Genomic DNA, 13889 nt, shown 5'->3' on the forward strand with positions numbered 1-13889 from the left:
GAACTGATGCTCGACGTGCGCAAGCTGCGCCTCCTGCGCGACCTCGCCGACCGCGGCACCATCGCCGCCGTCGCCGCCGCCCACAACTACACGCCGTCCGCGGTGTCGCAGCAGCTCGCCGCGCTGGAGCGGGAGGCCGGCACGGCGCTGCTGGCCCGCACCGGCCGCGGCGTCACGCTCACCGCCGCCGGCACGGTCCTCGCGGCCCACGCCGAGGAGGTTCTCGCCGCCCTCGAGCGCGCCACCGCCGCACTCGCCGCGACCCGCACCGGCCTGTCGGGCCCGCTGCGGATCGGGGCGTTCCCGACCGCGATGCGGACGTTGCTGCCGGCGGCGCTGGTCGCCCTGACGGGGGAGCACCCGGCGCTCGACCTCACCGTCGACGAGCTGGACCCGGCGCTCGTCCCGCCCCGGCTGCGCGACGGCACCCTGGACGTCGCGCTGGTGCACGACTACGACCTCGTGCCGATCGCCCCCGACCCGGCGCTGGACACGGCCCCGCTGCTGGACGAGACGATGTACCTCGCGGCGACCCGCCCCCTAGATCTCGCGCAGTGCCGCGCCGAGCCGTGGATTCTCGCCGGGCCGGGCACGCTGTGCCACACGATGACACTCCGGGCGTGCGAGGCCGCCGGCTTCCTGCCCCGCGCCCGCCACCACGCCGACGACTTCGTGACCGTCCTGACCCTCGTCGCCGCCGGCCAGGGCGTCGCCGTCGTCCCCGAGCTGGCCCTGCGCCCCCCAGCACCCCCACCCGGCGTCGTGCTGACCCCGCTCGCAACGAGACGCCGGACGAGATTCGCCTACCGCTCGGGCGCCGGCTCACACCCGTCGATCGCCGAGTTCATCGCCACCGTCCGCTCGGTCGCCGCCACCGGATTGCCAGCCCCAACAATCCGATAGTCCGCCAGGCATGCGCGCGACCATCGTTGCGTCCCGCGCCGATCGCCGCGCCAGTTCCGGCGTGGCCCCCGGGCCGAGCACCGCGCCCACTGCGGTTCTCCGGCCGCTGTGGTCTTCTCGCTGGCACCGACCTGTCGGTCCCTGGAACCGGATTGTCGGGTGCGGCAATTCGATAATCCGCCGGACGGGCGTTCGGCCATCTCCGCGCCCCCGTCGACCACCATGCCAGTTCCGGCGCGGCCCCCGGGCCGAGCACTGCGCCCACTGTGACTCTTTGGGCCGCTGCGGTCTTCTCACCCCGTCGTGCCGGTCGCTGCAACCGGATTGCCAGTTGCGGAAATCCGGTATTCCGGCCATCCGTTGGGCGGGCATCGGGCATCCGTTGGGCGGGCGTCCGGGCATCTACGCGGACCCGTTGATTGCCGTGTTGTTCCCGGCGCGGGCTCGGTCGACTGCCGCCTCCACTGTGGCTCGCTTGGTCGCGCCGTCCTGCTGGTCGCGCCGTCCTGCTGGTCGCGCCGTCCTGCTGGTCGCGCCGTCCTGCTGGTCGCGCCGTCCTGCTGGTCGCGCCGTCCTGCTGGTCGCGCCGTCCTGCTGGTCGCGCCGTCCTGCTGGTCGCGCCGTCCTGCTGGTCGCGGCGACCGGATTGTTGGGTGCGGCAATTCGGTAATTGGGTGGGCGTCTTCGCGGTCCCGTCATTGCTGGCTTGGTGTCGGTGCGGCCTCTCGGTCGCCGTCTCGGTCGCTGCGGTCTTCTTGGTCGCACCGTTCCGATGGTCGATGTGGCGGGATTGTTGGGTGCGGTAATCCGGTATTCCGCTGGCCAAGAGAACCGCAGCCGGCGTGTCACTCGACCGGCCCCACACCGAGACCAACACGGCACTCGACGCAAACCACGCACACACCCGTCCGCCCACTGGATTGTTGGGTTGGGTAATCCGGTAATGCGGTGGTGCGGTGGTGCGGAGCGGTTGCCGGGTGGGAGCGTGGTGGGGGCGTCGGTCAGGCCGGCCGTGTCGGTGTCGACGTTGGACTGCGTGACCGCCTTCACCCCTCAGGACCCGGTTCTGCATCTGTTGCGCCGCGCCACGTTCGGGCCGACTCCCGCGAGCGAGGCCGAGCTGCGCAAGCTCGGTGCCGTCGCGTGGCTGGACCGGCAGCTCGCCCCGGCGACCATCGACGACGCCGTGTGCGCGAAGCTGCTCACGCGGTACCCGATGGCCAACCTCGACATCGCCGGGGTGCGGGCCAAGGTGAAGGCCGGCGCCATGAAGTCCGGGGGCTGGGACGCCATGCAGCAGCTCGGCTCCGCCGCCGTCGCGCGCGCCGCATGGAGCAACCGACAGCTGCTCGAGGTCATGGTCGACATGTGGTCCAACCACCTCAACGTCACCTGCCCGTCCAGCGACGTCTGGGACAGCCGCGGCGCCTACGACTCCCTGATCCGCAGGCACGCCCTGGGGACGTTCGCCGACCTGCTGAAGGCGTCCGCGACGTCACCGGCGATGCTGTCGTACCTCGACAACCGCAGCTCCACGAAGGCGAAACCCAACGAGAACTACGCCCGCGAGCTCATGGAGCTGCACACCGTCGGGCTGATCTACACCGAGGCCGACGTGAAGGACGCCGCGCGGCTGCTCACCGGGCTCACCGTCGACAAGACCACCGGCCTGTACAAGTTCGACGCGACCCAGCACGCGACCGGCGCCGTCACCATCCTCGGCTGGCGGCACGACAACGCGACCGCCGGCGGCGGGGAAGCGGCCGCCCTCGCGTTCGTGGACATGCTCGCCCAGCACCCGGCCACCGCCGAGCGCGTGGCCCGCAAGCTCTGCGTCCGCTTCGTCTCCGACGACCCGCCGGCGGCCCTCGTGCAGCAGCTGCGGGAGGTGTACCTGCGACAGAAATCGGCAATCGCGCCGGTCCTGCGGGCGCTGTTCACGTCGCCGGAGTTCGCCGCGTCCGTCGGTGCCAAGGTCCGCACGCCCTTCGAGGACCTCATCGGCACGGTCCGGCGACTGGGCCTGCAGCCCGAGGCGTCCGGCACCGAAGGGGTCCGCGCCCTGTACAACTACCTCGTCGCCGCCGGCCACGCCCCGATGCGCTGGGCACCGCCGAACGGCTACCCGGACGTCGCCGCCGCCTGGACCGCCCCGTCGGGCCTGCTGATCCGCTGGAACGCGCACCTGAACCTCGCCGCCGGCTGGTACCCCAAGCAGCTCGTGCGCCCGGCGTCGATGCTCGCGACGCTGGTGCCGACGCTGCCGGCCACGCACGGCGCGTTCCTCGACGCCCTGGCCACCCGCCTCGTCGGGCAGCCCTTGCAGGCGGCGCACAGCGCGGCGCTGCTCGGCTTCCTGCACAAGTCGGCGTCGAGCCCGCTGAAGGCGACCGACCCCGCCGTCGCCGGCCGGCTGCCGCACCTCATCGCCCTGATCCTCGACTCGCCCTACTACCTGGCCAGGTGACCGTCATGATGGATTGCTGTATTACCGATAACGGTATTTCGCGGCGCGGGCTGCTGGGCAGGGCCGCCGTGATCGGGGCGGGCGCCGCGCTCACCGGGCTCGTCGGGGAAGGCCTCGCGACCCGGCTGGCGTTCGCCGGCACACCGTACACCGGCGACACCATCGTCGTGTTGTCGTTGCGCGGCGGGTTCGACGGGCTGTCCGCCGTCGTCCCGATCGGCGACCCCGACTACTACACCGCCCGCCCCACCATCGCCGTGCCGAAGGCGTCGGTGATCGCCGGGGACGGGACGTTCGGCCTGCACCCGGCGTTCGCGCCGCTGCTGCCTCGCTGGACCGCCGGCACGTTCGGCGCGGTCCACGCCGTCGGCCAGCCCAACCCGTCCCGGTCGCACTTCCAGGCGATGGAGGAGATGGAGCGCGCCGCCGCCGGCACGTCCGTCCGTACGGGCTGGCTCGACCGGATGCTCGGCGTCACCGGCGCCTCCGCCCCGACCGCGGGCGTCGCGATGGGCGCGACGTCCCCGGCCCGCGCGTTCGCCGGCCCGTCCCCGGACGTGTCGATGTCGTCCGTCGACGGCTTCAAGCTCTCCGGCAACGACGCCAAGACGCCGATGGCCGCGACCATCGCCAAGCTGTTCGACGGCGCCCCGGCGGTCATGGCCGACCCGGCCCGCGCCGTCAACGCCACGTTGGGCACCGTCGCCGCGATCGGCGCGTACACCCCGGCGGCGACCTACCCGTCGACCGCCCTCGGCAAGGCGCTGTGCGACGTCGCGCGCCTGGTGAAGTCGAACGTCGGCCTGATGGCGGCCACCGTCGACTTCGGTGACTGGGACATGCACGAGGGTCTCGGCGGCCCTGTGAAGGGCCAGCGGATGCACGACCACCTGACGGAGCTCGCCCTGGCCCTGGCGGCGTTCGCTACCGACCTCGGCGACGCGTTCAACCGCGTCACCCTGGTCACGCTCAGCGAGTTCGGCCGGCGCGTCGCGGAGAACGGCTCCCGCGGCGTCGACCACGGCAACGGCAACGCCATGCTCCTGCTCGGCGGCAACGTCCGCGGTGGCCGCGTGCACGGCATCTGGCCCGGTCTCGCCCCGGCCAAGCTCACCGCCGGCGACCTGACGGCCACCACCGACTACCGGTCGGTGATCGGCGAGCTGCTCCAGCGCCGCTGCGGCGTCGGGTCGCTGACGGGCATCTTCCCGAACGTCACGCCTTCCTCGTACGAGCTGGCCCTGGCCCGCCGCTGATGCCGGCGAGCAGGAGGGCGAGACCGCCGCGGAACTCCTCGTCGGCGCCGACCTGACGGGCCGCCCCGCCGAGCTGCCGCATGTGAGGGAACGCGGCGGGGTCGAGCCCGGCGATGGCCGCCGTGCCGGGGCCGGACAGCGGGCCGAGGTGCTCGAGCTGGATCGCGCCGACGAGGTACGACAGCAGCCCCCGCAGCGCGACGACCCTGCGCTCCGGGTCGGTGACGGTCTCGGCCAGGATGCCGGCCACCGTCTCCGACCAGCGCAGGATGGCGGGCGACCGGTGCCGGTGCGTCATGGTCAGCGGGACGACGGCCGGGTGGGCGCCGACCGCGACGCGGACCCGCTCCACCATGACGGTGACCCGCTCCTGCCAGCCGCCGCCCTCCGGCGGTGCGGGGTCCACGGCGCCGAGCACCAGCTCGACGACGAGGCCTTCGAGCTCCTCGCGGTCGGCGACGTACCGGTACAGGCTCATCGTGCCCATGCCGAGCTGCTGGGCGACGGCGCGCATGGTCAGCCCGGCCGGCCCGTCACGGTCGAGCACCGCGAGCGCCGCCGCGGCGATCTGCGCGGATGTGAGTGATCGCGGTCGAGGCATGGCACTTGACAGCGTACGTCATACGCCTACGCTAGCCCGTAAGAGTACGTTGTACGCTTACGGTCGCGCGGAGGTGTCATGCTCGTCGTCGATTCCCGGCGCCTGCAGGTCGTCGTGGGGGAGCCGGTCGCTGTGCCGGACCCGTCGCTGCTGGTGCACCTGCAGTTCCGCCGCTTCGCCGGCTGCCCGGTCTGCAACCTGCACCTGCGCTCGATCGTCCGCCGCCACGACGAGATCACCGCGGCCGGCGTCCGCGAGGTCGTCGTGTTCCACTCCACCGCGGCGGCGCTGCGCGAGCACGTGACGGACCTGCCGTTCCCGGTCGTGCCCGACCCGCAGAAGCGCCTGTACCGCGAGTTCGGCGTCGAGTCCTCCCGCCGCGCCCTGCTCGACCCCCGCGTCTGGCCCACGATCGTGCGCGCCGTGGCCCGCAGCACTTGGGCCCTGCTCCGCGGCCGCGAACGCCCGCCGTCGCTCACCCCGGCCGGCGGCCGTTTCGGCCTCCCGGCCGACTTCCTCATCGCCCCCGACGGCACCGTCCTCGCCGCGAAGTACGGCGAGCACGCCTACGACCAGTGGTCCGTCGACGAACTGCTGTCCCTCGTCGAGCGGCACGGATCCGGCACGCCCTGACCGTGTAGGACTGGCACCGACGGAAATCTGCCGCGGCGGGCTGTCGGATCCGGGGCGGGTCGTTCGTAGGACGGGTGAGCGGCGGCCGGACGGGCCGTCGGAGGCGAGGAGGAACAGGATGCCGCACTACCTGGTCTCGTTCGACGAGGGGTGGATGAACGTCGCCGAGGAGGACGTGCCCGACGTGACGAAGGCCGCGCAGGAGGTGGCGCAGGACGCCCGCGACGCCGGGGTGTGGGTGTTCGGCGGTGGCGTGACGGCGCAGCCCGCGACGGTCGTGGCCGCGGACGGTTCGGTCACCGACGGCCCGTTCCCGGAGACCAAGGAGCACATCGGCGGGTTCGCGCTCCTCGACGTGCCGGACCGGGCCGAGGCGGTCCGGTGGGCCGCCAGGTTCGCCGCGGCGTGCCGTTGCCCGCAGGAGGTGCGGGAGCTGGCCGTCGACGCGGCGGACTGACCCGGCACGGCGGCGCTGCGCGGCGATGGTGCGCTGCGGGTCGGACACAGGGTGCGCGTACTGTGCGCGCAGGTCCGTGAGGATCGGGGGCCGACCCGAGGAGGATCATTGAAGCGCAGCGCCGCGCTGGCCGTCGTCGCCGTCTTGGCGGTCAGCGGATGCAGCTCGCCGGGCAAGGGCAGCGCCGCACCCGCCTCGGGGACGACGGGCGCGACGGGCGCGACGGGCGGGTCCGGCGCCGGCGGCCTGGGCGCCGCGAGCCGGTCCGCGTCCGCGCCGAGCGGGGCGTGCACGATCTTCCCCGCGGACAGCGTGTGGCACGCCGACGTGTCGAGGCTGCCGGTGCACCGGGACTCGGCGGCGTGGGTCGGCAGCATCGGGGCGCAGGCGCACGCGCACCCGGACTTCGGCTCGGGGCTCATCGACGGCGCGCCGTTCGGCATCCCGGTCACGACGGTCGGGCAGGGGCAGGCCGGCGTGAAGGTCAGCTTCGAGTACGCGGACGAGAGCGACAAGGGCCCGTACCCGATCCCGCGCAACGCCAAGGTTGAGGGCGGGCCGAACGCCGACGGGGACCGGCACGTCATCGTGCACGACACGGCGGCCTGCAAGGTGTACGAGCTGTACGCCGCGCGCCCGAACGCGGACGGGTCGTGGAAGGCCGGCTCCGGGGCGGTGTTCGACCTGCGCCGCAACGACCTGCGCAAGGCCGGCTGGACGTCGGCGGACGCCGCGGGCCTGTCGATCCTGGCCGGGCTGCCGCGCGCCGACGAGGTCGCCAAGGGCAGGATCGACCACGCGATCCGGTTCACCGCGCCGCGCACGAGGAACGCGTACGTGTGGCCCGCCCGGCACGCGGCGTCCAGCAGCGCCGACGCGAACCTGCCGCCGATGGGTGCCCGGTTCCGGCTGAAGGCGTCCGTCGACATCGCGGAGTTCCCGGCGCAGGCGAGGGTGGTGGCGCAGGCGCTCAAGCAGTACGGCGCCGTCCTCGCCGACAACGGCTCGCCGTGGTTCTTCTCCGGCACGCAGGACGACCGGTGGAGCAACGATCAGCTCAACGCGCTCAAGGGGCTGAAGGGCAGCGACTTCGAGGCGGTGGACGCCGGCCTCCTGATGGTCGACGCGAATTCAGCCCGCTGTAAGCCATGAACCTAGCGTCCTAGGATGCGCTACGCGCTGTGGTGTGGACCACGGGCGCGTGACCATGGTCGAAGAACCGGTAGATTAGGCATCGCCGGCAATACCCGCGCGGGAGAGATCGTCTGAGTTCAGGGCGACGCCGAAGGGGCAAATCCTCCCCGGAACCTCTCAGGCAGAAGGACCGCGACGGGTTGGCACCTCTGGAGGCCACACGACAGAGGGGGAGGGACGTGCGCAGCCCCGACCCCCGGATCCGAAAGAGTGTGGCCAATGACCAGTTTCGCCAGCAGGCACATCGGACCGTCGCCGGACGAGCAGACGACGATGCTGAAGACCGTCGGGTACGACTCCGTCGAGGCGTTGATGACGGCGGCCATCCCCGGCTCGATCCGCTGGCACCAGCCGCTCCAGCTGCCCCTTGCCGCGTCCGAGGCCGAGGTGCTGGGGGAGCTGCGCGCCCTCGCGTCGGCGAACCGGACGCTCGTCAGCATGATCGGCCTCGGCTACTACGGCACGCACACGCCGCCGGTCATCCTGCGCAACGTCCTGGAGGACCCGTCGTGGTACACGGCGTACACGCCGTACCAGCCGGAGATCAGCCAGGGCCGCCTCGAGGCGCTGCTCAACTTCCAGACGGTGATCACGGACCTGACGGGGCTGCCGGTCGCGGGCGCGTCGCTGCTGGACGAGGCGACCGCCGCCGCTGAGGCGATGACCCTGGCGCGGCGCTCGTCGAAGGTCAAGGCCGACGTGTACGTCGTCGACAGCGACGTCCTGCCGCAGACCCTCGCCGTCATCCGGACCAGGGCGGAGCCGCTCGGCATCGACGTACAGACGGTGGACCTGCGGACCGAGGAGCTGCCGGCGGAGTTCTTCGGCCTGCACCTGCAGTACCCCGGCGCGTCCGGCGCGGTCCGTGACCTGGCGGACATCACCAGGCAGGCGCACGACAAGGGCGCGATCGTCACGTTCGCCGCCGACCTGCTCGCGCTGTGCCTGCTGCAGGAGCCGGCGGCGTTCGGCGCGGACGTCGCGGTCGGCAGCGCGCAGCGGTTCGGCGTGCCGATGGGCTTCGGCGGCCCGCACGCCGGCTACATGTCGGTCCGTAAGGGCCTGGAGCGGACCCTGCCGGGGCGGCTCGTCGGCGTGTCCAAGGACGCGGACGGCGCCCCCGCCTACCGGCTCGCCCTGCAGACCCGTGAGCAGCACATCCGGCGGGAGAAGGCGACCAGCAACATCTGCACCGCGCAGGTGCTCCTCGCGGTCACGGCCAGCATGTACGCCGTCTACCACGGCCCCGACGGGCTGCGGGAGATCGCGTCCCGCACGCACGACATGGCGGTGCGGCTGGCGGCGGGGCTGCGGGCCGGCGGTGTCACCACCGAGCACGAGGCGTTCTTCGACACGGTGACGGCCGTCGTACCGGGGAAGGCGAAGGACGTCGTCGGCGCCGCCGCGGACCGGGGGATCAACCTGCGGCAGGTCGACGCCGACCGGGTCGGCATCGCGTGCGACGAGACGACGACGTTCGGGCACCTGCGTGACGTGCTGGCCGCGTTCGGTCTCGCGCACGTCGACGTGACCGCGCTGGACACGGCGGACGTGGTGCCGGCCGAGCTGCGCCGCACCAGCGACTACCTGAGCCACCCGGTGTTCTCCACGCACCGGTCGGAGACGGCGATGCTGCGGTACCTGAAGCGCCTCTCCGACATGGACTACGCGCTCGACCGGGGGATGATCCCGCTCGGGTCGTGCACGATGAAGCTCAACGCGACCGTGGAGATGGAGCCGATCACCTGGCCGGAGTTCGCCAACGTGCACCCGTTCGCGCCGGCGGCGCAGACGCAGGGCTACCGGAAGCTGATCGGTGACCTGGAGCGGTGGCTGGCGGAGGTCACCGGCTACGACGCGGTGTCGCTGCAGCCGAACGCGGGGTCGCAGGGCGAGCTGGCGGGCCTGCTCGCGATCCGCGCCTACCACCACTCGCGGGGCGACACCGGGCGGGACATGTGCCTGATCCCGTCGAGCGCCCATGGCACGAACGCGGCCAGCGCCGTCATGGCGGGCATGCGGGTCGCGGTGGTGGCGTGTGACGAGCTGGGCAACGTCGACCTCGGTGACCTCGAGGCGAAGATCGAGCTGCACCGGGACCGGCTTGCCGCGATCATGGTGACGTATCCGTCGACGCACGGGGTGTACGAGACGGGCATCTCCGACCTGTGCGCGAAGGTGCACGAGGCGGGCGGCCAGGTGTACGTCGACGGGGCGAACCTCAACGCGCTGCTCGGCTACGCGAAGCCGGGGCAGTTCGGGGCGGACGTGTCGCACCTGAACCTGCACAAGACGTTCTGCATCCCGCACGGCGGCGGCGGCCCGGGTGTCGGTCCGGTCGCGGTCCGTGCCCACCTGGCGCAGTTCCTGCCGTCGCACCCGGTCTTCGAGCTGGACGGCGCGCAGGACGGCGTGGCGGCGCCGGTCGGGCCGGTGTCGGCGGCGCCGTGGGGGTCCGCGGGGATCCTGCCGATCCCGTGGGCGTACCTGCGGCTGATGGGCCCGGACGGGTTGACGAAGGCGACGGCGACGGCGGTCCTCGCGGCGAACTACGTGGCGGCGCGGCTGCGGGAGCACTACCCGGTGCTGTACAGCGGCAGCGAGGGCCTCGTCGCGCACGAGTGCATCCTGGACCTGCGCACGATCACGAAGGCGACCGGTGTGAGCGTGGCGGACGTCGCGAAGCGGCTCATCGACTACGGGTTCCACGCGCCGACGATGTCGTTCCCGGTGTCGGGCACGCTGATGGTGGAGCCGACCGAGAGCGAGGACCTGGTGGAGCTCGACCGGTTCTGTGACGCGATGATCGCGATCCGTGAGGAGATCGACCGGGTGGCGTCCGGGGAGTGGCCGGCGGGGGACAACCCCCTGGCGGGCGCGCCGCACACGGCGGCGGTCGTCACCGCGGACGAGTGGGCGCACGCCTACCCGAGGTCGCTCGCCGCCTACCCGGCCGGCGTGACGGTGGCGAAGTACTGGCCGCCGGTGCGGCGGATCGACGACAGCTACGGCGACCGGAACCTGGTCTGCTCGTGCCCGCCGGCATCAGCCTTCGAGGAGTGAGCGGCTACGGAGCGTGATCGCTCAGGCGGCTTCGACGAGGACGTGCATGGCCGGGCCGCGGTGCGGTTCGATCACGCTGCAGTCAGGAAGTAGCTCTCCGGTGTCCTCGAAGACGATCACTCCGTTGCACAGGAGGCTCCACCCCTGCTCGGGGTGCGAGGCCAGGATCCTGGCTGCTTCGTGGTCGGAGTCGTGGGCCGAGGGGCACGCTGGTTGGTGCTGGCAGAGCATCCGGGGTCTCCGTTTGAGAGGTTCAGGTGGGGCCTGTGGGGTTGTTCACATGACCAGTGATGCACGCTACTACGGCCAACGACACGAATCCGCACATGTGACGGCACAACTTGGGGATAATCCGCCATTCGTATGAGCCCATTAGGACCGGTCGTCGGGTATTGGCCCGGGACGGTGGATCTGCACCCTCCCGGGTCGGAACCGGCGTGCCGGCCACACGTTTGGGAGCGTTCCCGGCTGGAGTGGCGTTCCCGCGACGGCGGTGACCCTCTGCAACTGCTGGAGGCGTTCCTCGTCGACGCCGGATTGCCCGTCTCCGACGTGTCACGGTCACGGACGGTGACGGACGGGGTGTGTGGCGCGGCGGTGCTCCTGGCGCCGCCGTCGGCCGTGGCGTCGCCGGCGCCGGGCGTGCCGGACCTCGTCGCGGTCGTCTACGCCCACACCCCGCCGCCGTACGCGTTCGCGGGGCCGGCCGTGCCCGGCGACGGCCGGGTGGGCCCGTGGACGCCGAGCTGGACCCCGGGGGAGCACGCCGCCGCGGTCGAGGCGGTCCGGGCGGCGATCGCCCGCGGCGACGTCTACCAGGCCAACGTCGTCGGCCACGCGAGCGCCCCGTTCGCCGGCGACCCGTGCGCCGCCCTCGCCAGGGTCGCGGCGCTGCCGGGCGCCCGCTACGGCGGGGTGCTGTCCGGCGCGGACGGCGGCTGGTGGGTGGCGTGCGCGTCGCCGGAGACGCTCGTCGAGGTCGCCGGCGGCCGGGCGGTGACCCGCCCGATCAAGGGCACCCGCCCGGCGACCGCGCAGGGCCGCGCGGAGCTGCTCGCGTCGGCGAAGGAACGCGCCGAGCACGTCATGATCGTCGACCTGGAGCGCAACGACCTGGGCCGGGTCGCCCGGACCGGCAGCGTCCGCGTCGACGAGCTGTTCGCGATCCGCCGCTGGTCGCGGCTGTGGCAGGCGGAGTCGACGGTCAGCGCCGACCTGGCGCCCGGCGTCGGCCTCGCCGGGCTGCTGGGTGCCGTGTGGCCGGGTGGCTCGGTGACCGGCGCGCCGAAGCTCGCCGCGATCGACGTCGTCAGCGCGCTGGAGCCGGTCGGGCGCGGCCCGAGCATGGGCGCCGCCGGCTGGATCGGTCACGGCGCCGACGGCAGGCTCCGCGTCGACCTGGGGCTGACGATCCGCACCGTCGCCGTCGCCGACGGTCTCGCGCACGTGTGGGCGGGCGGCGGCATCGTCTGGGACAGCGACCCGGTCGCCGAGGTCGCGGAGGCCGCCGCGAAGACCGCCCCGATCAAGGCGGCCCTGAGCGCCTGACGGCGGGCCGGTCCGCTCTCATGGGGAGCGGACCGGCCCCAAGCGTCAGACCTTGCCGAAGATGGCGGTGAGGAGGACCTCGTTGATGTCGAACGCGGTCTTCGACGTGTAGAGGGCGCCGCCGCTGACCCGGGAGATCTCCTGCAGCGCCGCGAAGTCCGCGTCGTTGCCGTACCCGATGGTCACGATCGGCACCTTCTTGTCCGACGCCGCGTTCGCCTCGAGCTTCGGGCGCAGCTGGTCGAGGCTGAGGCCGCCGGTCGGGTCGTCGTTCTTCCCGTCGGTCATCAGCACCACCAGGTTCGTGGCGCCGGGCTGGTACGCGTCGACCACGGCCTGCTGGGCGGCGGCGGCCGTGTCGTACAGGCCGGTGTCGCCGACCGGGGTCAGCTTGTCGATCGCGGCGACCATCTGCTCCCGGCGGGACTTGCCGCTGAGCTGGTCGCCGACCCGGCCGATCGGGATCAGGGACCTGTAGTCCTGCTGGCCGTTCTGCCGGGTGGAGAACACCCACAGGCCGGCGTCGACGTCGCCGTCGAACAGCTGCACGGCCTCCCGGGCGGCGTCCTTCGCCAGCTGCATGCGGTTGCGGCCGGTGCCGGGGACCTGCTCGGCCATCGAGCCGGAGATGTCCAGGACGATGAGGACGTTGGTGGGGCGGGTCAGCGCCGTCCACGAGTCCATCGACTGCTTGACCGACTCCGGCAGCAGCACCGCCCGCGGCACCGTCTTGATCTTCGCGCTGAACGCGTTGTCGGCGCTCAGCGCGGTGCCGGCGTCGCGGTTCGGGTCGCGGAACCCGGCGTCGAGGAACGCCTTGCGCCCCTGCGGCCCGCGCAGGTACGCGAGGAACTGCCGCGCCGTGTCCTGTTTGTCCTTCTCCGCCCAGGGCGCGTCGAGGATCAGGTACGGGTTGTCGGCGTCGGCGCTGCCGTTGGACGGGTACACCGCGACCAGCGGCACCTTCGGGTTGGTCTTGTTGTAGGCGAGGACGTCCTGCTCGAGGGCGGGGAACGCCGACACGTACTGCAGCGCGGCGGTGTCGCCCTGACCGTCGGCCTTGGCCAGGTCGGCGAGCAGCGCGGCGGTGGTCGGGGTGTAGACGGCGCGTTCCTGCTTGAGCTTGGCGAGGGTCGCCTGCTCGTCGGCGGTGACCTCACCGTCGTCGTTGCCGTCGAGGATCGCCATCAGGGCGAGCAGGCCCGCGGTCGACTGCAGCGGGTCGCTCATCCCGAACTTGAACTTGCCCCAGTCGCCCTTGCCGTACTTCGCCCAGCCCTGCGGGTCGGCGGCGACCTTGTTGATGACGTCCTGCCACGACAGCTCGCCGCCGGGCCAGCCGAGCGCCTCCGCCATCGGCTTCGGCATGGCCAGGACCGACGGGGTGCGGGCCAGCATCGGCTGCAGGTCCGGCATCATCCGCTCGGCGATCGCCGCCGTCGACGCCCGCCGCACCCACGCGGTCGAGTCCGGCACCCACACGTCCGGCGGGGAGCCGGCCTTGGTGTCCCAGTCGGTGCCGAGCGCCTGCGCCATCGACGCGGTCTCCCGGGCGGTGACCTCGACGCGGCCGCAACGCCCCGCGACCGCCGGGTTGCTGTCCGTCCACGACTTGGCGAGGGACTGCAGCAGCGGCGCGGTGCTCGGCGACGCGACGATCTTCGCGGTGACCGTCCCGTTACAGGACGGTTGCAGCAGCCGGACGCCGCCGTAAGCGGCGCCGCCGGCGACGAGCGCGGCAACGACCGCGCCGATGATCACTAACCG

General features: G+C 72.6%; 11 protein-coding genes and 1 riboswitch. Of the genes, 8 read left to right on the forward strand and 3 right to left on the reverse strand.

All coding sequences use genetic code 11. From position 1 onward, the window contains the following. Positions 1 to 6: 6 nt before the first annotated feature. From ACQEVZ_RS41970 to ACQEVZ_RS41980, 3 genes are all read left to right on the forward strand, one after another. Positions 7 to 903, forward strand: coding sequence for a LysR family transcriptional regulator (locus tag ACQEVZ_RS41970; protein ID WP_433378154.1), 897 nt, complete (start codon positions 7 to 9; stop codon positions 901 to 903). 1036 nt (positions 904 to 1939) lie between these two features. Then, a complete protein-coding gene (locus ACQEVZ_RS41975; protein WP_433378157.1) occupies positions 1940 to 3370 on the forward strand; it encodes a DUF1800 domain-containing protein in 1431 nt (476 codons plus the stop codon). A 68-nt stretch (positions 3371 to 3438) separates the two neighbouring features. Further along, positions 3439 to 4626: a DUF1501 domain-containing protein gene (locus ACQEVZ_RS41980; RefSeq protein ID WP_433378160.1), complete on the forward strand. Its 1188-nt coding sequence runs from the start codon at positions 3439 to 3441 to the stop codon at positions 4624 to 4626. Here the strand turns inward: ACQEVZ_RS41980 and ACQEVZ_RS41985 are convergent. Beyond that, entirely contained in the window at positions 4586 to 5227 is a 642-nt protein-coding gene (locus ACQEVZ_RS41985) for a TetR/AcrR family transcriptional regulator (protein ID WP_344504819.1), read from the reverse strand. The genes ACQEVZ_RS41980 and ACQEVZ_RS41985 overlap by 41 nt on opposite strands. 78 nt (positions 5228 to 5305) lie before the next feature. On the opposite strand from ACQEVZ_RS41985, the gene ACQEVZ_RS41990 reads away from it, so the two are divergent. The 4 genes from ACQEVZ_RS41990 (at position 5306) to gcvP (ending at position 10574) form a co-directional block, all read left to right on the forward strand. Then, positions 5306 to 5860 carry a peroxiredoxin-like family protein gene (locus ACQEVZ_RS41990; protein ID WP_433378163.1) on the forward strand — a complete coding sequence of 185 codons (555 nt, stop codon included), beginning with the start codon at positions 5306 to 5308 and terminating at the stop codon, positions 5858 to 5860. Positions 5861 to 5978: 118 nt separating this feature from the next. Continuing rightward, positions 5979 to 6317, forward strand: a complete 339-nt coding sequence (locus ACQEVZ_RS41995) for a YciI family protein (RefSeq protein ID WP_433378166.1) — start codon at positions 5979 to 5981, stop codon at positions 6315 to 6317. 108 nt (positions 6318 to 6425) lie between these two features. Next, entirely contained in the window at positions 6426 to 7469 is a 1044-nt protein-coding gene (locus ACQEVZ_RS42000) for a hypothetical protein (protein ID WP_433378169.1), read from the forward strand. A 90-nt stretch (positions 7470 to 7559) separates the two neighbouring features. Continuing rightward, positions 7560 to 7654: riboswitch (glycine riboswitch) on the forward strand. 76 nt (positions 7655 to 7730) lie between these two features. Next, positions 7731 to 10574, forward strand: a complete 2844-nt coding sequence (gene gcvP, locus ACQEVZ_RS42005; protein ID WP_433378172.1) for an aminomethyl-transferring glycine dehydrogenase — start codon at positions 7731 to 7733, stop codon at positions 10572 to 10574. 21 nt (positions 10575 to 10595) lie between these two features. On the opposite strand, the gene ACQEVZ_RS42010 is transcribed toward gcvP, so the two are convergent. Continuing rightward, positions 10596 to 10805, reverse strand: a complete 210-nt coding sequence (locus ACQEVZ_RS42010; RefSeq protein ID WP_344504824.1) for a DUF5999 family protein — start codon at positions 10803 to 10805, stop codon at positions 10596 to 10598. Positions 10806 to 10937: 132 nt separating this feature from the next. On the opposite strand from ACQEVZ_RS42010, the gene ACQEVZ_RS42015 reads away from it, so the two are divergent. Then, a complete protein-coding gene (locus ACQEVZ_RS42015; RefSeq protein WP_433378175.1) occupies positions 10938 to 12122 on the forward strand; it encodes a chorismate-binding protein in 1185 nt (394 codons plus the stop codon). A 45-nt stretch (positions 12123 to 12167) separates the two neighbouring features. On the opposite strand, the gene ACQEVZ_RS42020 is transcribed toward ACQEVZ_RS42015, so the two are convergent. Continuing rightward, positions 12168 to 13883, reverse strand: a complete 1716-nt coding sequence (locus ACQEVZ_RS42020; RefSeq protein ID WP_433378178.1) for a substrate-binding and VWA domain-containing protein — start codon at positions 13881 to 13883, stop codon at positions 12168 to 12170. Between the last annotated feature and the right edge of the window lie 6 nt (positions 13884 to 13889).

This window comes from Dactylosporangium sp. CA-152071 (genome assembly GCF_050936335.1).
Taxonomy (GTDB): domain Bacteria; phylum Actinomycetota; class Actinomycetes; order Mycobacteriales; family Micromonosporaceae; genus Dactylosporangium; species Dactylosporangium maewongense.

Coding starts and splice junctions, on each gene's coding strand:
- ACQEVZ_RS42010 (WP_344504824.1), bottom strand. CDS start 10,805: ATGCTCTGCCAGCACCAACCAGCGTGCCCCTCGGCCCACGACTCCGAC.
- ACQEVZ_RS41990 (WP_433378163.1), top strand. CDS start 5,306: ATGCTCGTCGTCGATTCCCGGCGCCTGCAGGTCGTCGTGGGGGAGCCG.
- ACQEVZ_RS41970 (WP_433378154.1), top strand. CDS start 7: ATGCTCGACGTGCGCAAGCTGCGCCTCCTGCGCGACCTCGCCGACCGC.
- gcvP (WP_433378172.1), top strand. CDS start 7,731: ATGACCAGTTTCGCCAGCAGGCACATCGGACCGTCGCCGGACGAGCAG.
- ACQEVZ_RS41985 (WP_344504819.1), bottom strand. CDS start 5,227: ATGCCTCGACCGCGATCACTCACATCCGCGCAGATCGCCGCGGCGGCG.
- ACQEVZ_RS41995 (WP_433378166.1), top strand. CDS start 5,979: ATGCCGCACTACCTGGTCTCGTTCGACGAGGGGTGGATGAACGTCGCC.
- ACQEVZ_RS42015 (WP_433378175.1), top strand. CDS start 10,938: ATGAGCCCATTAGGACCGGTCGTCGGGTATTGGCCCGGGACGGTGGAT.